We start from the raw sequence: 21,871 nt of genomic DNA, 5'->3' as shown, positions 1-21,871 counted from the left end.
ACATTAACTAACTTCATATATAACTAGGTCGCTGTCGTGTAATTTCTCACCGTTTTCAGCAGGCTATCTTTTGTAAATGGCTTGGTCAGATACTCATCTGATCCGACCATGGCACCACGAGCACGGTCAAATAAACCGTCTTTGGAAGACAACATAATTACCGGTGTATCCCGGAATTTCGCGCTTTTTTTAATTAAAGCACAAGTTTGATATCCATCCAGTCTAGGCATGAGGATATCGCAAAAAATCAGGTCTGGACGAGAATCATTTATCTTGGCCAGCGCATCAAATCCATCTTCGGCCAAAACTATCTTGTACCCAGCCTGACCAAGAAAAATCTCGGCAGAACGGCGGATGGTGCTGCTATCGTCGATCACCATGATTTTCAAGTTTTCGTTGCCTGTCAACGTTGACATAAAATCATCTCTTCTCTGCAGTATTAAGGTCACATATCACTGTAACAAAAAATAGTAGTTTTGCGCTTTTTTTCCTTGAATAAACATACTAAGCAACATCAAAATCGTCAAATAGTTCAGATTATTATCAAATTGCGACCATTTCGAAATCTTCTTTGCGTGCGCCGCACTCCGGACAGGTCCAATTCATCGGTACCTCGTCCCAACGGGTGCCGGCCGGTATACCATCTTCGGGCGAGCCTTGCTCTTCGTCATACACCCAACCACAAATCAAACACATCCACGCCTTGAAACCACCCTTTTCCGTTACCGTATCAGTCACGACTAAAACCCTTCAATCAAGTAAAATATTGAAACTGCTGCAAATATTCTGTTTGCATTGTGTTATTAATGGCATTTGCGCGAGTAATTTAAGTCCCCACGAAGTCAGCTATATTAATCTACCCAACGTGCAAAACCAAATTTCTCCACTAATACTTAGCTTTGGCGCCTCCGATCCGGTGGCAGCAACCGGCATCCAGGCCGATCTCGCCTCATTTGCGGCGATGGGTTGTTACGGACTACCCGTGATGACTGCCATTTTAACTGGTGACACGGCACAAATCGATGATTTACATCCACTGGAAGCCGATCTGGTCGATGAACAAGCCCGCAGCGTGCTTGAAGACATGCCGGTACTGGCCTTCAAGGTCGGTCAGGTTGGCAGCGTGGAAAATGTGACCGTCATTGCCGAAATCGTTTCCGACTACCCTGAGCTGCCCATGATACTGGACCCATTCAATGCCGTCATCATTGAACAGGGACCGGAAGCCGAGGATCTGGTACTGGCCATACGCGAATTATTGATACCCCAGGCCAGCCTGCTGATGATTTCTGCGGTCGAACTGTCGCGCCTGGCGGAAACCTGGAAAGAAGGCGGCGAAAGCGAAGACCTGGCAGCCGATGCCATGACACTCATAGAATCCGGTTGCGAATATATATTAGTGACCGGCACTGCCAGCGACAGTAATGAATTCGCCAATACTTTATATGATGAATCTGGCGTGGTCAGGCATGACCTGTGGCAAAGACTGCCCGGCTCGCATGCCGGTGCCGGCTCCACCTTGTCAGCCGCCATTGCCGCCCTGGTGGCGAATGGCCTGGACATTCCTGATGCGGTACTGGAAGCGCAAGAATTTACCCATGCCGCCCTCAGCCACGCGCAAAGGCTGGGCATGGGCAGACTGATACCAGACCGTTACTTCTGGGCCAGGGAACCCGGCTAAGCCCTTTTCTGCTTATACATAGCGCCCCTTTTGAACCTGAATTGCCACACCACATTGAAGCTCCATCATGACCGATAAAAACGATATCCTGTTTGCACGCGCCCAGAAAACCACTCCCGGCGGCGTGAATTCCCCTGTGCGTGCATTTCGCTCCGTAGGTGGCACGCCCCGTTTCATCACCCGGGCACAGGGCCCTTACTTCTGGGATGCAGAAGACCGGCGCTATATTGATTACATTGGCTCCTGGGGCCCGGCCATCGTCGGTCACGCCCACCCGGAAGTCATCAGTGCAGTACAGGCTGCTGCTGCCCGCGGCCTGAGTTTTGGTGCGCCGACCGAAGGCGAAATCGAGATGGCAGAAGAAATCTGCAAACTCGTGCCCAGCATCGAACAGGTGCGACTGGTCTCCAGCGGCACCGAAGCCACCATGAGCGCCCTGCGTCTGGCCCGTGGTGCCACCAAACGCGACAAGATCATCAAGTTTGAAGGCTGCTACCACGGCCATGCCGACTCTTTATTAGTCAAGGCAGGCAGTGGCCTGCTAACCTTTGGCAACCCGACCTCTGCCGGGGTGCCGGAAGACTTCAGCAAACACACGCTGGTGCTTGACTATAATAATAGCCAGCAGCTGGAAGAAGTGTTCGCTTCCATCGGTGCTCAGATCGCCTGCGTCATCGTCGAACCAGTGGCCGGCAACATGAACCTGATCCGCGCCACGCAAGAATTCATCGATACCATGCGCAAGCTGTGTACCCAACATGGCAGCGTCCTGATTTTTGATGAAGTGATGTGTGGTTTCCGCGTGGGCCTGCATGGTGCGCAAGCTTTATATAGTGTACCGGCTGATCTGACTTGCCTGGGCAAGGTCATCGGCGGTGGTTTGCCGGTGGCAGCCTTTGGTGGTCGCGCCGATCTGATGGGACACATGGCTCCCTTGGGTGGCGTGTATCAGGCCGGCACCTTGTCGGGCAACCCAGTCGCCGTGGCAGCGGGCATGACAACCCTGAAAATTATCCAGCAAGCCGGCTTTTATGAAAACCTGACTGCGCAAACCCGCAAGCTGGTGGACGGCTTAAGTGCCGCCGCCAAAGCAGCCCATGTCGCCTTCTGTGCCGATGCCGTGGGTGGCATGTTTGGCCTGTATTTTGCCAATGAAGTACCGGGCTCTTATACTGCCATGATGGCCAGTGACAAAGACCGGTTCAACCGCTTCTTCCACCTGATGCTGGACCAGGGTGTCTACCTGGCACCCTCCGCATTCGAAGCAGGCTTTGTCTCTGCGCAACATGATGACGCCATCATTGCCGCCACCATCGCTGCTGCAGAAAAAGCCTTCGCACAACTCTGATCTATATAGTAAAGCAGCGTGCCGTGGCACGCTGCCTGTATCTCTGTTTCTGCTTATGTCTCTGCTCTAGCTCTCTATATTAGTATATTCAGTTTTTCGTCCTGAAATCTACCTGCCCAGGCCGTCCCGGCAAATTCAAATTCGCATGCGGCACGGGTGTCTGGCTGATGACTTTACCACGACGCAGCACATGGGTCCTGGTAGCACGCAAGCGTATCGCCTCAACCGGGTCACTGGCATCCAATATCACCAGATCTGCATTACAGCCCACTTCCAGTCCATAGTCTTGCAAACCCAGGATGCGCGCCGGTGTCGCAGTCACTGCCTGGAAACACTGACGCATGGCATCCTGCCCCGTCATCTGGGCAACATGCAAACCCATCTGCGCCACATCCAGCATATCGCCAGAGCCCAGGCTATACCAGGGGTCCATCACGCAATCGTGACCAAAGGCCACTTCTATCCCGGCCGCCAGCATTTCTGGCACCCGGGTCATGCCACGACGTTTGGGATAAGTGTCATGCCGGCCCTGCAAGGTAATATTAATAAGCGGATTGGCAATGGCAGCCACTCCGGCTTCGCGTATCAGTGGCAGCAACTTGCTGACATAGTAATTGTCCATGGAATGCATGGAAGTCAGATGCGAGCCAGCGACCCGGCCCTGCATGCCCAGTCTGTGCGTATGGTAGGCCAGGGTTTCAATATGGCGCGACAGCGGGTCATCCGATTCATCGCAATGCATATCCACCCGCAAGCCTTTTTCAGCGGCGAACTCGCACAGCAGGCGCACGGATTCTGCGCCATCGGCCATGGTGCGCTCGAAATGCGGGATGCCGCCGACCACATCCACACCCATGGCAATCGCGCGTTTCAGATTATCCATGGCAGTGGCGCTGCGCAAAATACCATCCTGTGGAAATGCCACCAGTTGCAAATCCAGATAAGGCGCGACCCGACGCTTCACTTCCAGCAAGGCTTCGACAGCCAGCAAACGGTCATCGCAAATATCCACATGTGAACGGATTGCCAGCAAGCCACGGCCAACTGCCCAGTCGCAATAGCGCATGGCTCTTTCCACCAATGCCTCTTGCGTCAGCATGGGTTTCAATTCTCCCCACAGGGCGATACCTTCCAGCAAAGTGCCAGACTGGTTAACCCGCGGCAAGCCATAGCTGAGTACCGCATCCATATGAAAATGGGCATCCACAAAGGGGGGCGTAACCAGGTTGCCACGTGCATCAATCTCTTCTGCCCCCTTGACCGCTAGCGCCACTGCCACTGCACTGATACGACCATCCTGGATGGCAATATCCAGTCCCTTGCGACCATCCGGCAAACTGGCGTTACGAATAACAAGATCGTTCATCAGAAATCTCTCTATACAATTATTACACAATAGTTATTACATAAAATTTACGCCGCGAACCGCATCCTGCGTCATAATCTTGACACAGAAAGGCAGGAATCTTATGGCAACAATGAAGCAAGTCGCAGAGAAAGCCCGGGTTTCCACCACCACGGTTTCTCACGTCATCAATAATACCCGTGTCGTCAGTGAAGATGCACGCGAGCGTGTGCTGGCTGTCATTCAGGAATTGCGCTACATCCCCAGCGCCGTCGCCCGCAGCCTGAAAAATGACCGCACCCACACTCTGGGTATGATGATACCGAATAATTCCAATCCCTATTTTGCAGAAATCATACAGGGTATAGAAGATGCGTCATTCAAGCTGGGCTATAACATCATCCTGTGCAATTCCTACGATGATCCCAAAAAACAGGCGGCCTATATCCGCGTATTGATGGAAAAACGTATCGATGGCCTGATCCTGGTGTCGTCGGGCTCAGATGAAGAACTGACGCAATTGCTGGCCGACGAAGGTATTCCCAAGGTGTTGGTGGATCGCGAAGTATCAGGCGTGGTGGCAGATTTTATCGAAGCTGACCATGAACAGGGCGGCTATGAGGCAACCCGTTATCTCATCGGCCTTGGTCACACGCAGATTGCCTGCGTTGCCGGACCGGATATTTTGCTACCCAGTGGTGACCGCGTGACCGGTTACCGGCGCGCCCTCAGCGAAGCGGGGCTGGCCTTCAAACCGGAATACCTGGTGCATGCCGACTTTACCAGCCAGGGCGGGTTCAACGCCTTTCAGCAATTGCTGAGCTTGCCGCAGCGGCCAACAGCCATCTTTGCCAGCAATGACTTGATGGCGATAGGCGGCATCTGTGCCGCCAACGAAGCCGGTGTCAGGATACCCGGCTCCCTGTCCGTCATTGGCTATGATGATATCGCCCTGGCTTCGTTCAGCACGCCGCCACTGACTACCATTGCCCAGCCGAAAAAGGATATCGGTAACCTGACGGCGCAGATTCTGGTGAACCGCATCGTGGATCCGGAAGCACCGTTAAGGCGTGAAATGCTGATGCCGCAACTGGTCATTCGCCAGTCTACCTCGAAGCCGGATCAATAAGCAGGCTGGCGCCAGCCACAGCAACCCACCACACGGAAACTATTTACAGCAGCGCCAGCAGCTTGGGAAAACCTTCGCTCAAGACCTTGTTTAATATTTGCAAGATGATCAGGGCAACCAGCGGCGAGAAATCCAGACCACCCAAAGGCGGGATCAATTTGCGCAAAGGCGACAGCAAGGGCTCATTCAGGGCCCGGATAAATGGCGCAAATGGTGCCTGTGGGTTGACCCAGCTAAAAATTGCTTCCAGCACCAGCAAGGCCATCAAGCCATACAATATCCACTGCACCATGCGGAAAACCGCCAGCAGCAGGATGGTATTCAAAGAAAAATGCGCCATCAGCCAGACATCCAGCACCATGGCCAGTAGCGACACCAGAAATGCCGCTATCAGTGTCGCCCAGTCATAGCCCCGAAACCCAGGCACCACCCGCCGTATGGGGTGCACCAGCCAGTCCGTCAACTGGAAAATAGCCTGGGCCAGCCCCATTGGTGGGCGAACCCGCTGCACCTGCATCCAGAAACGCAACAGCAAAAACCCTGCAAACAAGCCTGTCACCGTATCAATGACAAAAGTGAAAATTTCATATAACACGATGCATCCTCAAAAAAAACCCACTGTATGACGAATCAGACAGTGGGTATTGTGCCTGAATAAGACCAGGCAACCAAGCATATCAAAGATTATGCCGGGCGATTACCAGTTGGGAAAGGCCAAGCTGCGTTTGGACTAACAACGGTTTTTGCATCAGGTGTCGCTGGTTTTGCTGGAGCGGCCTTTTTTGCGGCTGGCTTAGCCGCGGCTTTTTTTGCGGCTGGCTTTGCTGCTGCTTTTTTTACAGCCGGTTTGGCGGCAGGTTTAGCTGCTGCTTTTGCGGCCGGTTTAGCTGCAGCTTTTGCTGCTGGCTTGGCGGCAGCTTTTTTGGCTGCTGGTTTAGCTGCGGCTTTTTTAGCTGCTGGTTTAGCTGCGGCTTTTTTGGCTGCTGGCTTAGCTGCAGCTTTTGCTGCTGGCTTGGCTGCGGCTTTTTTAGCTGCTGGCTTAGCTGCGGCCTTTTTGGCTGCAGGTTTGGCTGCGGCTTTTTTAGCTACTGGCTTAGCTGCCTTGGCTGCTGGTTTAGCTGCAGCTTTTGCTGCTGGCTTGGCGGCGGCTTTTTTGGCTGCTGGCTTAGCTGCGGCTTTTTTAGCTACTGGCTTGGCGGCGGCTTTTTTGGCTGCTGGTTTAGCTGCGGCTTTTTTAGCTACTGGCTTAGCTGCTTTGGCTGCAGGTTTAGCTGCTGGCTTGGCGGCTGCTTTTTTAGCTGCTGGTTTAGCGACGGCTTTTTTAGCTGCTGGTTTAGCTGCGGCTTTTGCTGCTGGCTTGGCGGCTGCTTTTTTAGCTGCTGGCTTAGCTGCTGCTTTTTTAGCTGCTGGTTTAGCTGCGGCTTTTGCTGCTGGCTTAGCGGCGGCTTTCTTTGCAGCAGGTTTTTTTGCTGCAGCTTTTTTCGCGGCCGGCTTCTTGGCTGCTACTGGTTCGTCTGGTGACGGTTGTGGTGCTGTTGCCATTTTGTTTCTCCTTCGGTAGAGATGGAAAAAATCAGATAAAAATTAAATCCGCTCGATCCATTCAAGCGGATTATTCATCGGCACAAACAAGATCGCTGTTTGCGCTAATGAATTCTGCACCGGCCGAACTGCTGCATCCCCTCTATTGATGTAGCACTTCAGCCATCATGGTTTGCCAAATGCCAGACGCTCCCGTCATGGCGCAAACCTAAAAACCGTCGGCATTCAGCGATAAGCCTGCTTAATTGCTTGCTTATTTGCTTGATTAACTGCCGACGTCGGTATCCTTTTGCGAAATACAAAGACCAATAGCCACAATACCCAGATTCGCCAGGTATTGCGGCACTAACAGTTCAAAGCAATTTAATCTATGACTGTCCATTCAGTTTGGTGAGGCCTCTCGCGTTTTACATCTTGTGCAAACTTATGAGTCATCCCACAGGTTTGTTCTGATCAACTTAGATAATCATTGACTGATTAACTCGGTCCTGCCCGGTTTTTTGTCCGGCTGCCAGAAATGTCGCACTACCTTCGTACTGCGCATATGAAGCAATACTTCATTTAATCAAGACTGGCTTTACATCACATCAGAACTTACCTGCACCGGTTTCCGGTGGTCGCTGTTCAACAGCGCTTTCTCCACCTACTCCCAGTTAAGGGCTCCTCCAGTTTGGTACTCAATTACACGTGTCTCAAAAAAGTTGCGCTCTTTTTTCAGGTCTATCATTTCACTCATCCAAGGGAAAGGATTTTCTTCCTGAGGGAACAGCGCTTCGAGACCAATTTGTTGTGCGCGGCGATTTGCAATGAAGCGTAAATAACCTTTGAACATAGGCGCATTCAAACCGAGCACTCCACGCGGCATTGTATCCTCTGCGTAACGATATTCCAACTCCACAGCACGCAAAAACAACGATTTAATTTCATCGCGAAATGCCGGAGTCCACAAATGTGGATTTTCCATCTTAATTGTATTGATCAAATCGATCCCAAAATTGCAGTGCATCGATTCGTCGCGCAAGATGTATTGGTATTGTTCAGCCGCGCCCATCATTTTATTTTGACGGCCAAGCGCCAGAATCTGTGTGAAGCCGACATAGAAAAACAGACCTTCCATCAGGCAGGCAAATACGATCAGGGACTTGAGCAAGGTCTGATCTGCCTCTGTGGTGCCGGTCTTGAATTCAGGGTTGGTCAGCACATCGATGAAAGGAATCAGGAACTGATCCTTGTCGCGGATAGAGTCGACTTCGTTGTAGGCATTGAAGATTTCTGCCTCATCCAGGCCCAGCGATTCAACGATGTATTGATAGGCGTGGGTGTGGATGGCCTCTTCAAATGCCTGGCGCAGCAGATACTGACGGCATTCTGGTGCCGTGATGTGACGGTAGGTACCCAGCACGATATTGTTGGCAGCCAGGGAATCAGCCGTCACAAAGAAGCCCAGATTGCGTTTCACCAGACGGCGTTCATCTTCCGTCAGGCCATTCGGGTTTTTCCAGAGTTCAATATCACGCTGCATATTGATCTCTTGCGGCATCCAGTGGTTAGCGCAACCTGCCAGGTATTTGTCCCAGGCCCATTTATATTTGAAGGGAACCAGTTGGTTGACGTCGGTGGTGCCATTGATGATGCGCTTGTCGGCAGCATTGACCCGGCGTGCCACAACTTCGGGGGAAACCACGACCGGTTTGCTGACCAGCGCCGGATTCAGGGCAATATCCTGCGTTTGCAAACGCTGCTGCAAATCCATACCGCCCACATGACGCGGGCCTGGCGCTGCCGGCGTGACTTCATCATCCCAAGATAACATTATTTATTTCCTTACTTTTGTAACAGCTTGTATTTTTATGGGAAGAAGCCTGGCCCGCACTTCTTCCCGCAACCTTCTGGTCTTGCCATTTGCCCGCAGCTTATTGCCAACTTATTGGCAGCAGCGTATTTGCGGCTTACTGGCAAGCCTCGCACTCTTCAAAGCCAGCGTCACCAGGACGCAACATGCAGGCCGGACCATCTGTCTCTTGCGCGCCCGCTGTTGCACCGGCTGCTGCGGCAGCATAGCCACCGCTATTGCCATCCACCGACACCGCATTCAATGCACCCGTCTTGCTGGTGGATTTTTCAGTGTGCGTTGCACCAATCGTACGCAGGTAATACGTGGTTTTCAAACCACGCAACCAAGCCAGCTTGTAGGTTTCGTCCAGTTTCTTACCGGATGCGCCAGCCATATAGATGTTCAGGGACTGCGCCTGATCTATCCATTTTTGACGACGTGAAGCCGCTTCCACTAACCAGGATGGGCTGACTTCAAATGCGGTTGCATACAGGGCGCGCAGGTCTTCCGGGATACGGTCTATACGTGCCAGACTGCCGTCAAAGTATTTAAGATCGGCAATCATGACTTCATCCCACAGGCCACGGTCTTTCAGATCACGCACCAGATGCTCGTTGATTTCTGTAAATTCGCCAGACAGATTCGACTTCACATACAGGTTCTGGTAAGTCGGCTCGATACAGGCGGACACACCAATGATGTTGGAAATGGTCGCTGTCGGTGCAATGGCCACGCAATTCGAATTACGCATGCCAAATTGCTTGATGCGATCACGTACCACTGTCCAGTCCATGCTTTCCGAGAAATCGGCTTCCAGGTAACCGCCACGTTCTTCAGCCAGCAGTTTCAGGGAATCTTGCGGCAAGATGCCACGGTCCCACAGCGAACCACGATAAGAACTGTAACGGCCACGCTCTTCTGCCAATTCGGTGGATGCCAGGTAAGCGTAATAGCAGACGGCTTCCATGGACGTGTCAGCAAACTGTACAGCGTCCAGCGATGCATAAGGAATGCGCATCATGTGCAGGCAATCCTGGAAACCCATGATACCCAGACCGACAGGACGGTGACGCAGGTTGGAGTCACGTGCCTTCTTGACTGCATAATAGTTGATGTCGATCACGTTATCCAGCATGCGCATGGCTGTGCTTACAGTTTTTTTCAATTTAACGTGATCCAGCTTGCCATCTTTCATGTGGGCAGGCATGTTGACCGAACCCAGATTACATACGGCGATCTCGCTGTCGTTGGTGTTCAGGGTAATTTCTGTACACAAGTTAGAGCTATGAACGACGCCGACATGCTGTTGTGGTGAACGGATATTGCATGGGTCTTTGAAAGTGATCCATGGATGGCCAGTTTCAAACAGCATGGACAGCATCTTGCGCCACAGGTCCAGTGCCGGGATTTTTTTCGACAGACTCAGTTCACCGCTGGCTGCTTTTGCCTCATACGCGGTATACGCCAGTTCAAACGCCTTGCCATATTTATCATGCAGGTCAGGGACATCGGAAGGCGAGAACAGTGTCCAGTCACCTTTTTCCATGACACGTTTCATGAACAGATCAGGAATCCAGTTCGCGGTATTCATGTCATGCGTACGACGGCGGTCATCGCCAGTGTTCTTGCGCAGGTCGAGGAATTCCTCGATATCCATGTGCCAGGTTTCCAGATAGGCGCAGACTGCCCCTTTACGTTTACCGCCCTGGTTCACCGCCACGGCCGTGTCGTTGACCACTTTCAGGAAAGGTACGACGCCCTGGGATTTGCCATTGGTGCCTTTGATATGCGCACCAAGTGAGCGTACCGGTGTCCAGTCATTCCCCAGACCGCCGGCATATTTTGCCAGCAAGGCGTTTTCCTTGATGGCTTCATAGATGCCATCCAGATCATCCGCCACGGTCGTCAGGTAGCAAGACGATAGTTGTGAACGCTGGGTACCGGAATTGAACAGGGTCGGTGTCGAGCTCATGAAATCGAAACTGGACAGCAGATTGTAAAATTCTATTGCGCGGGCTTCGCGATCAATTTCATTCAAGGACAGGCCCATCGCCACACGCATATAAAAAGCTTGTGGCATTTCAACACGGGTACCACGGATATGCAGGAAGTAGCGGTCATACAAAGTTTGCAGACCGATATAACCAAATTGCAGATCGCGGTCGGCGACCAGGGCATTCGCCAGTTTCTTCAAATCAAACTGGGCAAGTTTGGCATCCAGCAGATCGGCTTCGATACCTTTCTTGATGAATTTCGGGAAGTACTCTATGTACTCTTCCGCCGCATCCTGTTGCGCCACTTCCTTGCCGAACACTTCTTTGCGGACTGTATGCAACAGCAAACGTGCTGTCACCTGACTATACGCAGGTTCTTTTTCCATCAGGGCACGGGCAGCCAGGATGGCGGATTTATACAATTCTTCTACCGGCACGCCGTCGTACAGGTTTTTCAGTGTCTCGGCCAGAATCGCATCCGGATCTGCCAGCTTGTCCAGACCCAGGCAGGCAGCAGCAATCATCTTGCGCACTTCTGCCACATCCAGTGGACGCGCCTGGCCATCAACGATGACATTCAATTGTGGCGCGGCAGACCCAGCCTGGCCAGGAACATCATGCACGCGACGGCGTTCTTCCATGCGCTTGGCACGGTACAACACATAAGAGCGGGCAACATCATGTTCGCCGGAACGCATCAGGGCCAGTTCAACCTGGTCTTGCACATCTTCTATATGAAAGGTACCGCCGGCAGGCTGTCTGCGCAACAGCGCAGCGACCACACTGGCCGTCATCTGCTCCACCAGTTCACGAACCCTGGCGGACTCGGCACCGTGTCCACCGTTGACCGCCAGAAAAGCCTTGGTCATGGCGATAGCGATTTTGGATGGCTCGAAACCGACCACGGAACCATTACGACGGATGATGCGATATTCGCTGTAACTGTTCAGACTGGCAGCAGCAGGTGCTGTCGTCGCATTCAAAACCGATCCCAGATCTGGCTTGGACAAAGTGGATATTTCAATAGAAGAGTGCATTGATCCTCCGGATGCAGTGTTATTTTTTTCCATCAGCGACGCTGCTTGACAGGTTTGCTGATGGTTTATGGGTTAAAACAGGTATTGCACATTACAGTTCATGGCGGACAGTCGACTTGTCTTATCCGACCATTTTGTTCATATCATTTACCAAATCAATTGCAAATCAAGAAGGAAAATTGAACCAGAGCAAGAAAACAAACAAAATCACGGAAACCACTACATATAGTGTACAAATTTTTATTTGCCCTAATTCTAGTGCCGCATCCCAGCATATGCAACCGCTTTACATGTAAATAATTGAATTATTTTTTTGCGCAATTGCGGGATAAGTGATTGACACAGGCGAAAAGCCCGCAGAATTGGCGGCTGATATGCAAGTGGGTACTAACGTGGGATGCTCATGCAAGTGGCATGATCAAGTGGTATGAGCAAGGGGGAACGGAGAACGGGCCCGTCAGCATAAAAGCTGGCGGGCAGAGGCAGAGGTATTCAGGTCAATGCAGGGATTTGTTATTCCTGGATTTTCAATTTTTGTATCTGATAACGTAGTTGCCTAAAACTGACACCCAGCAATTCAGCGGCCTGGGTGCGGTTGTTTTTGGTCTGGTTCAAGGCGCGCTTGATCATTTCGCGTTCCACGTTTTCCAGATACTCGGGGAGCGAGCAGGGTAAATCCGGCGCAGTAAATACATCCGCCGGAAAACCGGACTCCATGATGGGGCGGCTCGGCACCACTACATCGGCATCGACGGCAGGCAGCAAAAATGGCTCGGCCAGTTTTCTGGTACCACGCAGCGCCAGGTCGGCCACCTCGATGCAGCCATCATTGGCAAAGGCAATGGCGCGTTCGAGTATGTTTTCCAGCTCGCGTACGTTACCAGGAAAGTCATAGCTGATCAGGGCATCAATCGCCAGTGACGACATATTGATGTCTGCGCCAGTGAGCTTCTTCAAAATGCTGGATGACAGTTCAACAATATCTTCAAGGCGCTCACGCAAAGGTGGCAAATGCAGCTCAATGACATTCAGGCGGTAATACAGATCCTGACGGAAGCGCCCTTCTTCTACACATATCGCCAGATTCTGGTGGGTGGCACTGATGATGCGCACGTCTACCGCTTCTTCCACGGTAGCGCCCACCTTGCGCACGCGACGTTCCTGTATGGCCCTTAACAACTTGACTTGCATGGGTAAAGGCAGGTCGGCCACTTCATCCAGCATCAGGGTGCCGCCACTGGCGGCCTGGAAGAAACCGTCGCGATCATCAGCAGCGCCGGTGAAAGCACCCTTGCGATAACCGAAAAATTCGGCCTCCATCAGATTTTCTGGTATTGCACCGCAGTTCACGGCAACAAAGGGCTTGCCCGCGCGTGCGCTGATGGTATGGATTTCCCTGGCTGCCAGTTCCTTGCCGCTGCCGGATTCGCCGGTAATGATGACCGGGGCCATGCTGCGCGCCAGACGACTGATCTGCAAGCGGACTTCCCGCATGCTCTGTGACTGGCCGATCAGGAAAGAATTGAAAGTGCTGGCAAGCTTGGCCGGTGCCGCCTGCTGTTCTTTCTGCACTTCATTGGTTTGCAAGGCGGACCTGACCAGTTTGCGCAACTGATCAAGCGCCACCGGCTTCGACACATAGTCAAAAGCGCCAGCTTTGAGGGCAACCACGGCGTTGTCGGCACTGCCAAAAGCGGTAATCACGGCAATCGGTGTGTTCTTATATAGTGTACTGACTTCCTGCACCAGTTCCATACCCGATCCATCAGGCAGGCGCATGTCGGTCAGAACCAGGGCATAACTGTGTTTGAGCAGTTGCTGCCGGGCGACGGCGAGGTTTTCGGCACTGTCCACATCCAGACCCATCTTGATGAGCGTAATTTCCAGCAGTTCACGCAGATGCGCCTCATCATCCACCACCAGGATGCGGGGGCAACTCGCAGCGTCGTTCATACTCATGCACTATATCCAGAGAAATTAATCACAAAGCGCCCGCTGGGCTCGTTCTTGCCATCACCCGTTTCTTCAACGCGGTATTCATAATCCAGCAGGGCATGGTTGTTCAGGCACAATTCCCTTGCCATATATAAGCCCAGCCCGGTACCCATGCGTGAGGTCGTGTAAAAAGGTTCAAACAAATGGGCCCTGACATCATAGGGAATGGCCGGGCCATCATCCTGTATATGCAGTTCCTGCCTGCCGGTGGGATTCACATGCGCATATAAACGTATGCTACCCGGTTGCCCGCTGGCATAGCGTATCGCATTCGATAATAAATTCAAAACAACTTCACGCAAATGACTGGGATCAAAGCTGACCTGGAAATTTCTTTCGTCCTCAACCGCGATCAAATCCGCGGCCAAGCCCTTGGTTTCGGCAAAATCCTGCACCATCACGCGTAGTGTATTGATCAGGGAATAAGGTTCAACGTCAGGCTGGGCCTTGCGTGACAGCTTCAAGATGTCTTCGATCAGCTGATTCAGGCGTGACACATTGTCATCAACGATTTTCAGCAGGCGTGCAGCCTGCGGTTTGTCGCCGCCCAGATTATCCAGGTCTTCATTCAGCAGCGATGCCGCATACGAGATGGACGACAGCGGATTGCGCACCTCATGGGCAATACTGGCGGTCAGGCGGCCCATGGAAGCCAGTTTCAATTGCTGCGCCTGGTTTTCGATATCCGATACATCTTGCATGAAAATGATCGTATAAGTCCCGGCCTGCCCTGACATGCCGCCCACATTGACGCCCTTCACCGCCACAAAGCGCAGCTTCAGGTGAGTAATGAAATGCGGGCTCTCACTACGTTCGTGCAATTCGAGTTCTGTCGCAGCAGCCTTGACTTCGAGTCGCACGTCATCGAGATAGCAGCGGATAGACACAAAGGAAATTTCTTCATCCTTCTTGCGGTCTTGCAGCACATTGCGGTTCTGCATGGAATTTAAAATCTCGACGATGGGACGCAAGGCTGAAATATGGGCCAGTTCTGCACCCACCATTTCCTTGGTCAGGTTACCGCCCAGCATGCGCACCGCCGCCGGGTTGATTTCAAACATGCAGCCGGATTGATTCAACACCAGAATGCCGTCACCCATATCGGCAATCACTAACTGGTTGATGGCCTGCTGTATGGCCAGGGCATTCCCGCGCTGTGTCGCCAGGTGTTCCTGGCGTATCAGGTTATTCGCCAGGCGGCTGACCACGTACACCACGGCAAAATAGGCGGCACCATATAAACCTGCCTGCGACAGGGCGGTTCCTTCTTCCAGTTGCAAGAGGTGGTATACACTTTCCGACAACAAGAACAGCACAGCGATAGAGGTAAAAAAGAAGGCCCACACCAGCGGACTGAGGATAGCGGCAGCTGCCAGCGGGAACAAATACAGGATGCCGAGGCCGCTTTTACTGCCGCCGCTGGCAAAATAGAGAATGGAAATAACGGTAATATCGACCAGCATCTGTAGCGTCAGTTGCCACATGAAGCGATGCCGGTACAAGAGTTTCAAAATGACAAACGCGACCGAAGCCCCGAAATACAGCAGGCAAACATCACGCACCAGCAAGTGCTCGGCCACCCAGATATCCCTGCCACTGCGCAGGCTGAGCAATACCAGCAGACTGGCGGCCACCACGATGCGCGACCCGTTCAGGGTCTGCAATGAGCGCCAGAATGAATAGCTGGCTTCGACTTCCGGGATATAGGTGTCAGGCATGACTCAGCCTATGGTACCGTTCATGCATGGTCGGCATGCGCCTGCGAGCAATACACCTGCTCACCACGCTCACCACCATAGACTGCCTCGGATGCAGGCAGATAAATCTGGCAATGGGCACAGCACACCATGGTTTCTGCTTTCGCGGCAGGCCTGCTGCCTGTTTGTTCCGGTGGCGGATTTTGCCTGGTCTGTGCCTGGTCCAGCGTCGAACGGGCTTTTTTCTTCAGGGCCAGCACAACCAGGATCACCAGCACCAGCCACATCAGGAGATTCATGTCAGGCTCCTGTGCAACAAGACTTCCAGCACAAAACGGCTGCCTACATAAGCCAGCAGCAAAGTGACGAAGCCTGACAGGGTGAAACTGAGAACGGTTTTGCCACGCCAGCCTTTCCAGTAACGGCCCGCCAGCAAAATGGCAAACAGCAGCCAGGACAACAACGACAACAGGGTCTTATGATCCCATTTGAATGCCACGCCCAGTACCTGCTCAGAAAAAATCACGCCCGACAACACCGTCAGGGTCAGCAACACAAAGCCAAAGATGATGAAACGGAACAGGATTTTTTCCATGGTCATCAAGGCCGGCAGACGCTCTATCAGTGTCTGCAACCACTGGCGCTGCCTGATACCGCGCAATTTATGTAAATGTTTATCCTGCACCGTCATGACTACAGCGTGAAAGGCGGCGATGGTCAGCGTGCTATAGGCCAGCATGGCCACAATCACATGCCAGGGGAACATGGTGGTTTTACCAGTCAGCGCGATCAGGCTGCCAGGGAAAAATCCCGGCAAGATTGCCATCAGGGCAGCGTTCGGCATCAACAGGAAGCGCAGCCCTTCCAAAGCGAAATTGCGGTTTTCCAGCCAGCAGACAAATACCGATACCCACAATGCCGCTGACAGCATGACGGCAAACCCCACCCGCAGCGCATGGTCGGAAAAAATGGTCAGCCACAATGCCGCGCCATGCACCAGCCAGCCCAGGGTCGTGGCGGTACTGATCAGCAAACGCAAGCGTCCGGGCAGCAAAATGCTCAGTATATATAAGGCAGCAGCAAGAAAGGATAGATAGATTTGCATGGAACAAGTTTACACTATGTCTTGCCAAAAGTCGGATTAAGCACAGTAAAGCATGATTATTTCCTGCGCAAGAGCAAACCCGGCAAGCAAATCCGTCCAATTGCCTATTCCGCAGAAGCTAGTGTGGTGCTTGCGAAATGTCCGATCTACAGCCTTCATCGAACAACTCATTAACAGTCGATTCTTGATGGCTCAAGAATTTGCAAAGCACTACACTAGATTAGACAGGGATTTTTGATATTTTTTCATCTTGTCATACAAGGTCTTTTTGGGTATGCCCAATGCCTCGGCGGCACTTGCCACATTATTGCCGCTGCTTTCCAGCGCCGCCTGTATCAGGCTGGCTTCATAGGCATCGATTTTTTCCGGCAGGCTGGTGGCAGCACTATCCGGGCTGCTTTCCAGATGAAAGCGCTGGTCGGCAAATTCGGCCACACCCAGCACTAACTGGTCGGCAAAATTGCGCAATTCACGCACATTGCCCTGCCAGTCGGCCTGCATCCAGTGTTGCATCTGGGCCGGTGACCAGCCAGGTACCGGTTTTTGATAACGCTGTGCCGCCCTTTGTACAAAATACGACAGCAACGAGGGAATATCTTCGCGTCTTTCATTCAGCCTGGGCAGATTGATGCTGATGACACTCAGGCGAAAATACAAGTCTTCGCGGAATTGCCCCTGCGCACTGAGCTTCAGCAAATCTGTCTTGCTGGCCGCAATCACACGGCAATCCAGTGCCACCGATTGATTGCCACCCAGCCTTTCCAGGCTGCGCTCTTGCAAAACACGCAGCAATTTGATTTGCAGGTTCAGCGGCATACTTTCAATTTCATCAAGAAATACCGTGCCTCCATGCGCATATTCCAGCTTACCTATGCGACGTTTCTGGGCGCTGGTAAAAGCGCCAGCTTCATGACCAAAGATTTCACTTTCGAATACAGCCTCTGGCAAGGCACCACAATTGATGGCGACAAATTCTCCCTTGCGACCACTGGCCAGATGCAATTGTCTAGCCACCACTTCTTTGCCAGAACCGGTGGCCCCGTTGATCAAGACATCCACCTGGGCTGGCCCTATGCTGTGGATGAACCTGCGCACCCGTTCCATCTGGGCACTCTTGCCTATCAGGTCGGGTGTGCTTGCGTGGCTGAGCCAGGACGATTTCAGCTTGCGGTTTTCCTTGACCAGACGGCGTTTTTCCTGGGCACGCAGGCAGGCATCCAGCAGACGTTCGGCAGCAAAAGGTTTTTCCAGGAAATCATAGGCACCATGCCGCATCGCGTCCACCGCCATGCTGACATCGCCATGGCCGGTAATAATAATGACAGGCAATTCATGATCGATGGCCCTGACTTTTTCCAGCACATCCAGACCGGATTTTCCGGGCAGGCGCACATCGGTGACGATGATGCCGGCGAAGTCCGCCTTCAGATGGGTATCGGCCAATTCGGCACTGGCACAGGCAGTCACTTCGAAACCACCAAGCTCCAGCGTCTGCGTGGTTGCCAGGCGCACCGCCTGTTCATCCTCTATTAATATAGCCAGCAAACCTGTCATGGCGATTTTTCCTTGGGCAAATGAAGTGGGTTGAAAAACGTTTAACGTTTAGTGTTGAAAGTTAACACCGGTCAGGATGACAGATAGACAGGAATACAGACAACAAACTCTGCCCCACCCTGTTCGCGGTTACCGGCGCTCAGGCTGCCATTCATCGCCTGCACGATGGAGGAAGAAATAGCCAAGCCCAACCCCAGGCCCTGCCCCACTTCCTTGGTGGTAAAAAAAGGTTCAAATAAATGTTCTGCCACATGCTGCGGAATGCCCGTGCCGCTGTCGCTGATGATAATCCTCACCATATGCTGGTCAATTTCCAGTCGCACATATACTTCCCTGAGCGGGCTGGCATCCACTGCGTCCAGGGCATTGCGTATCAGGTTGATCAAGACCTGCTCTATCCTGACAGTATCACCCAGCACCGTGGCTGGCTGTTCAGCCTGTATCTGCAAATGAACACCGCGCCGCTCAATTTCACTCTGCAGCAAGGACACAGCTGACTTGATGGCCAGCGGCACATCGACCACGGCAATCGCATTCGGGCTTTTCCTGGCAAAGCCTTTTAACTGGGCAATGATACTGCCCATACGCTCACTGGCGTGGCTGATGTGACCAAGATTGGCCAGCGCCTGTTCATGCCGGCCACGGTTCATGAAGGTAATGGCATTGTCGGCAAAAGCCCGTATCGCGGTCAATGGCTGGTTCAGTTCATGGGTGATGCCGGTCGCCATTTGCCCCAGCATCGCCAGTTTGCCAGCTTGCACCATTTCATTTTGTGTAGATCGCAACAAATTCTCGGTCTGTTTCAGCTTGCGGTATTTGGCTTCCAGCTCTTCATTGGCCTGTGTCAGTTGCCGGGTGCGCTGGGCGATATTCAATTCCAGTTCATCGGCGGCCTGTTTCAGCGCCCGCTGTGCCAGGCGTCCTTCTTCCAGACGGCGCTGACGCTGGTCATAAAAAGCAGCAAAAGCCAGTGCGATGACCAGTATCAGGGTTACCAGCAATGCCGTCTGCAAGCCAGCACGCAATACCTTGCCCTGATCCGGAAACAGCATCAACTGCCATTGAAGTCGTCCTATGGGACGCAGCAGATAATCATCAAAACCTTTTTGCTCTGCAAGCGGCAACTGCGCTATCGGCGCTATGCTTTTGCCCCCATATTGCAGGGTATCTTTCAGGTTCTGCTGTACCGTCGTCGTCAGGGCTTTGAGGCTATGGTATTTCCATGCTTGCCGGTTGCTCAGGAACACCACCCCCTGGTTGTCGCTCAGCGCAATCGGCTCTTCGCTACTGTGCCAGGCTTGTTCAAATTCATCCAGGCTAATCTTGACAGCGATCACGCCCAGAGGTGGCAAGCTGCCGCGCTTGCTGCCAGGCGGATAGACGGGCTGGGAAATAAAATAACCAGGTATATTCGTAGTATTGCCTATCGCATAAAAATGTCCAGGCCGGGCAGCACGTATCGCCTCGGAAAAATAAGGCCGGAAGCCAAAATTCTGGCCCATATAACTTTGGCTGGTGGTCCAGTTGCTGGCAGCTATCGTATTTCCCTTCACGTCCATCAGGTAGATGGCTGCCACCTTGGCCTGCTCTGCCAACTCTTGCAAGTTCTGGTTCAGGGTCTGGATAAGGGTAGCATCCTTGCTATTCAGCAAAGCCTGGGTAGTCAGCGGCAGATAAGAGATAGCGAAAGGCAGGGTTTCGTAACGTTCGAGCACCGATTCGATATCCAGCGCGATGATCTGCAACTGGCGGTCACCGGCGAGTTGTATGTTTTCCTTGGCAGCCCTGGCAGCAAGCAGATAACTGACCACCACCAGCAAGACCGCCAGCAGCGCAATACCAAGCATCACCAGGCGGCGCTGGCGGGTGCTCATACGATTTGGATAGCTGGATGTCAGGTGCACTTATTCATCCTCTTATTATAAGAGCTGGCACCAGGCAATCTCACCTTGTGCCAGCCCTGCTCGCCTAATCTACCGCAGCCATCTTCAATTCATCATTGTGATGTCTTTGCTGTTCTTCCATGACCAGTTGCCCCAGTTCCCGCTTGAGCGCATTGAAGGCGGGGTCAGAAGGATCACGCAGACGGGGCAAGTCTATCAATAAATCCTTTTTCACCGTGCCTGGCCGGTACGTCATGACGACAATCCGGTCGGCCAGGTAAATGGCTTCTTCTATACTGTGGGTCACGAAGATGATGGTCTTTTTCAGTTCTGACCAGATCCGCAACAACTCATCCTGCAGATTGCGACGCGTCAGCGCATCCAGTGCGCCGAAAGGTTCATCCATCAGCATGATGGGTGAATCCAGCGCCAGCACACGGGCGATTGCCACTCTTTGCCGCATGCCACCGGACAAGTCCTTGGGGAAGCGCGCCCTGAAATCACTCAAACCCAGCATGCCCAATAAACTGGCGACACGCTGCTGGATTTCTGCCTTGCCCATGCCTTTGATTTCGAGGCCAAAAGCAATATTCTGTTCCACCGTCATCCAGGGGAACAAGGCATATTCCTGGAACACCATGCCGCGATCAGGGCCGGGGGCTTTGACGACAACGTTATTTGCAGTAATCGTTCCAGAAGTTGGCAAGGAAAAACCGGCAACTGCGTTGAGCAATGTCGATTTCCCACAACCTGATGGCCCAAGCAAGCAAACAAATTGTCCCTCCGGTATCTCAAGCTCAATATTCTTGAGCGCAACAACTTCCTTGTCGACGGTCTTGAAGATTTTATTCACGCCCTGGATTTTTATATGTGTCTTATTCATCTCAACTCTCCAATCCACGATGCCAACGCAGCAAGTAATTATTCAATTTGTTCATTGCGATATCTATTGCCAATCCAAGGAAACCAATGGTGTACATACCTGCAATAATTTTATCGGTCCAGAAATATTCCCGTGCCTCTTGAATTCGGAAGCCCAAGCCATTATTGACGGCTAGCATTTCAGCAATAATCACGCAAATGAAGGCACTGCCTATACCGATTCTCACGCCAGATAAAATGTAGGGCACAGCAGCGGGCAAGATGACCCGTGAAAACATGGTGAACTGACTTGCACCGAGATTACGTGCAGCGCGTATATAAATACTATCAACGTGGTGTACGCCTGCGATGGTATTCATAAGGACAGGGAAAAATGCACCGATAGAAATGAGGAATATCGCCGGAGAGTCGCCTAATCCAAACCACAAAATAGCAAGCGGAGTGAAAGCAATCGGTGGAATGGGTCTATGCAATTGAATCAGGGGATTCAGCAAGGTATAAACTCGTTGATTAGTTCCCATAATCAAGCCCAAAGGCAAGGCGAGACTTGTGCCTATAAAAAATCCGGCAAAAACACGATACATACTACCTAAGGTATCACGCACCATCTCCCCTGAGACTATCCAGGATAGCCAGTTCTCCACAGCAGGATTAAATGCCTCTCTCGGCGCTCCGTACTCTATCCATTTCTTTAGTACATCCAGTGGTGCCGGCAACATTTGTGGATTGACCCAACCTTGGGTCGAGAAAGTATGCCAAACAAGTATCAATACAATGGGCACAATTAGCCCCGCGCCAAACACGCGCCAATTCTTTTTCATTGTCATTCCTTAGAAATATTTGAT

General features: G+C 52.3%; 18 protein-coding genes. 3 read left to right on the top strand and 15 right to left on the bottom strand.

What is annotated here, in order from left to right; translation table 11 throughout:
• Positions 1 to 23: 23 nt before the first annotated feature.
• Together ACO0K9_RS06490 and ACO0K9_RS06485 are read right to left on the bottom strand one after the other, a co-directional pair.
• Positions 24 to 416 (bottom strand): response regulator, encoded by a 393-nt coding sequence (locus tag ACO0K9_RS06490; protein WP_422982996.1) that lies wholly within the window; start codon positions 414 to 416, stop codon positions 24 to 26.
• 127 nt (positions 417 to 543) lie between these two features.
• Positions 544 to 696 (bottom strand): rubredoxin, encoded by a 153-nt coding sequence (locus tag ACO0K9_RS06485; RefSeq protein WP_422983175.1) that lies wholly within the window; start codon positions 694 to 696, stop codon positions 544 to 546.
• Between the two features lie 169 nt (positions 697 to 865).
• Between ACO0K9_RS06485 and thiD the strand changes: the two genes are divergently transcribed.
• Together thiD and hemL are read left to right on the top strand one after the other, a co-directional pair.
• Positions 866 to 1,681 (top strand): bifunctional hydroxymethylpyrimidine kinase/phosphomethylpyrimidine kinase, encoded by an 816-nt coding sequence (thiD, locus tag ACO0K9_RS06480; protein ID WP_422982994.1) that lies wholly within the window; start codon positions 866 to 868, stop codon positions 1,679 to 1,681.
• Positions 1,682 to 1,748: 67 nt separating this feature from the next.
• Entirely contained in the window at positions 1,749 to 3,029 is a 1,281-nt protein-coding gene (hemL, locus tag ACO0K9_RS06475) for a glutamate-1-semialdehyde 2,1-aminomutase (protein WP_422982992.1), read from the top strand.
• Positions 3,030 to 3,117: 88 nt separating this feature from the next.
• Here hemL and ACO0K9_RS06470 read toward each other — a convergent pair whose 3' ends face one another.
• Positions 3,118 to 4,395, bottom strand: a complete 1,278-nt coding sequence (locus ACO0K9_RS06470; RefSeq protein ID WP_422982990.1) for an amidohydrolase family protein — start codon at positions 4,393 to 4,395, stop codon at positions 3,118 to 3,120.
• Positions 4,396 to 4,498: 103 nt separating this feature from the next.
• Here ACO0K9_RS06470 and ACO0K9_RS06465 point away from each other — a divergent pair, with 103 nt between their 5' ends.
• A complete protein-coding gene (locus ACO0K9_RS06465; RefSeq protein WP_422982988.1) occupies positions 4,499 to 5,503 on the top strand; it encodes a LacI family DNA-binding transcriptional regulator in 1,005 nt (334 codons plus the stop codon).
• A 43-nt stretch (positions 5,504 to 5,546) separates the two neighbouring features.
• Here ACO0K9_RS06465 and ACO0K9_RS06460 read toward each other — a convergent pair whose 3' ends face one another.
• The 12 genes from ACO0K9_RS06460 to ACO0K9_RS06405 form a co-directional block, all read right to left on the bottom strand.
• Entirely contained in the window at positions 5,547 to 6,098 is a 552-nt protein-coding gene (locus ACO0K9_RS06460; RefSeq protein ID WP_422982986.1) for a YggT family protein, read from the bottom strand.
• Between the two features lie 89 nt (positions 6,099 to 6,187).
• On the bottom strand, positions 6,188 to 7,045 hold the full coding sequence (locus ACO0K9_RS06455) for a hypothetical protein (RefSeq protein ID WP_422982984.1): 858 nt from the start codon (positions 7,043 to 7,045) through the stop codon (positions 6,188 to 6,190).
• A 643-nt stretch (positions 7,046 to 7,688) separates the two neighbouring features.
• Positions 7,689 to 8,858 carry a ribonucleotide-diphosphate reductase subunit beta gene (locus ACO0K9_RS06450; RefSeq protein ID WP_422982982.1) on the bottom strand — a complete coding sequence of 390 codons (1,170 nt, stop codon included), beginning with the start codon at positions 8,856 to 8,858 and terminating at the stop codon, positions 7,689 to 7,691.
• A 136-nt stretch (positions 8,859 to 8,994) separates the two neighbouring features.
• Positions 8,995 to 11,910: a ribonucleoside-diphosphate reductase subunit alpha gene (locus ACO0K9_RS06445; protein ID WP_422982980.1), complete on the bottom strand. Its 2,916-nt coding sequence runs from the start codon at positions 11,908 to 11,910 to the stop codon at positions 8,995 to 8,997.
• Between the two features lie 513 nt (positions 11,911 to 12,423).
• Complete coding sequence (locus ACO0K9_RS06440) at positions 12,424 to 13,869, bottom strand: sigma-54-dependent transcriptional regulator (protein ID WP_422982978.1); 1,446 nt, start codon at positions 13,867 to 13,869, stop codon at positions 12,424 to 12,426.
• Positions 13,866 to 15,623 (bottom strand): sensor histidine kinase, encoded by a 1,758-nt coding sequence (locus ACO0K9_RS06435; protein ID WP_422982976.1) that lies wholly within the window; start codon positions 15,621 to 15,623, stop codon positions 13,866 to 13,868. Before ACO0K9_RS06435 ends, ACO0K9_RS06440 begins: the two co-directional genes overlap by 4 nt.
• Positions 15,624 to 15,643: 20 nt before the next feature.
• Positions 15,644 to 15,901, bottom strand: coding sequence for a PP0621 family protein (locus tag ACO0K9_RS06430; protein WP_422982974.1), 258 nt, complete (start codon positions 15,899 to 15,901; stop codon positions 15,644 to 15,646).
• Positions 15,898 to 16,707: a cytochrome C assembly family protein gene (locus ACO0K9_RS06425; RefSeq protein ID WP_422982972.1), complete on the bottom strand. Its 810-nt coding sequence runs from the start codon at positions 16,705 to 16,707 to the stop codon at positions 15,898 to 15,900. Before ACO0K9_RS06425 ends, ACO0K9_RS06430 begins: the two co-directional genes overlap by 4 nt.
• 210 nt (positions 16,708 to 16,917) lie before the next feature.
• Positions 16,918 to 18,261, bottom strand: a complete 1,344-nt coding sequence (locus tag ACO0K9_RS06420) for a sigma-54-dependent transcriptional regulator (RefSeq protein WP_422982970.1) — start codon at positions 18,259 to 18,261, stop codon at positions 16,918 to 16,920.
• Positions 18,262 to 18,332: 71 nt separating this feature from the next.
• Complete coding sequence (locus ACO0K9_RS06415; RefSeq protein WP_422982968.1) at positions 18,333 to 20,135, bottom strand: ATP-binding protein; 1,803 nt, start codon at positions 20,133 to 20,135, stop codon at positions 18,333 to 18,335.
• A 94-nt stretch (positions 20,136 to 20,229) separates the two neighbouring features.
• Positions 20,230 to 21,027 (bottom strand): ABC transporter ATP-binding protein, encoded by a 798-nt coding sequence (locus tag ACO0K9_RS06410; protein ID WP_422982966.1) that lies wholly within the window; start codon positions 21,025 to 21,027, stop codon positions 20,230 to 20,232.
• Position 21,028: 1 nt separating this feature from the next.
• On the bottom strand, positions 21,029 to 21,847 hold the full coding sequence (locus ACO0K9_RS06405) for an ABC transporter permease (RefSeq protein ID WP_422982964.1): 819 nt from the start codon (positions 21,845 to 21,847) through the stop codon (positions 21,029 to 21,031).
• Positions 21,848 to 21,871: the final 24 nt, after the last annotated feature.

Source organism: Undibacterium sp. Ji50W (genome assembly GCF_049340445.1).
Classification (GTDB): domain Bacteria; phylum Pseudomonadota; class Gammaproteobacteria; order Burkholderiales; family Burkholderiaceae_D; genus Undibacterium.
This window is presented reverse-complemented; position numbering and strand designations above follow the sequence as displayed.

Coding starts and splice junctions, on each gene's coding strand:
- ACO0K9_RS06410 (WP_422982966.1), bottom strand. CDS start 21,027: ATGAATAAGACACATATAAAAATCCAGGGCGTGAATAAAATCTTCAAG.
- ACO0K9_RS06420 (WP_422982970.1), bottom strand. CDS start 18,261: ATGACAGGTTTGCTGGCTATATTAATAGAGGATGAACAGGCGGTGCGC.
- ACO0K9_RS06415 (WP_422982968.1), bottom strand. CDS start 20,135: ATGAGCACCCGCCAGCGCCGCCTGGTGATGCTTGGTATTGCGCTGCTG.
- ACO0K9_RS06430 (WP_422982974.1), bottom strand. CDS start 15,901: ATGAATCTCCTGATGTGGCTGGTGCTGGTGATCCTGGTTGTGCTGGCC.
- ACO0K9_RS06405 (WP_422982964.1), bottom strand. CDS start 21,847: ATGAAAAAGAATTGGCGCGTGTTTGGCGCGGGGCTAATTGTGCCCATT.
- ACO0K9_RS06470 (WP_422982990.1), bottom strand. CDS start 4,395: ATGAACGATCTTGTTATTCGTAACGCCAGTTTGCCGGATGGTCGCAAG.
- ACO0K9_RS06485 (WP_422983175.1), bottom strand. CDS start 696: ATGTGTTTGATTTGTGGTTGGGTGTATGACGAAGAGCAAGGCTCGCCC.
- ACO0K9_RS06455 (WP_422982984.1), bottom strand. CDS start 7,045: ATGGCAACAGCACCACAACCGTCACCAGACGAACCAGTAGCAGCCAAG.
- ACO0K9_RS06490 (WP_422982996.1), bottom strand. CDS start 416: ATGTCAACGTTGACAGGCAACGAAAACTTGAAAATCATGGTGATCGAC.
- ACO0K9_RS06435 (WP_422982976.1), bottom strand. CDS start 15,623: ATGCCTGACACCTATATCCCGGAAGTCGAAGCCAGCTATTCATTCTGG.
- ACO0K9_RS06450 (WP_422982982.1), bottom strand. CDS start 8,858: ATGTTATCTTGGGATGATGAAGTCACGCCGGCAGCGCCAGGCCCGCGT.
- ACO0K9_RS06445 (WP_422982980.1), bottom strand. CDS start 11,910: ATGCACTCTTCTATTGAAATATCCACTTTGTCCAAGCCAGATCTGGGA.
- ACO0K9_RS06440 (WP_422982978.1), bottom strand. CDS start 13,869: ATGAGTATGAACGACGCTGCGAGTTGCCCCCGCATCCTGGTGGTGGAT.
- hemL (WP_422982992.1), top strand. CDS start 1,749: ATGACCGATAAAAACGATATCCTGTTTGCACGCGCCCAGAAAACCACT.
- ACO0K9_RS06425 (WP_422982972.1), bottom strand. CDS start 16,707: ATGCAAATCTATCTATCCTTTCTTGCTGCTGCCTTATATATACTGAGC.
- ACO0K9_RS06465 (WP_422982988.1), top strand. CDS start 4,499: ATGGCAACAATGAAGCAAGTCGCAGAGAAAGCCCGGGTTTCCACCACC.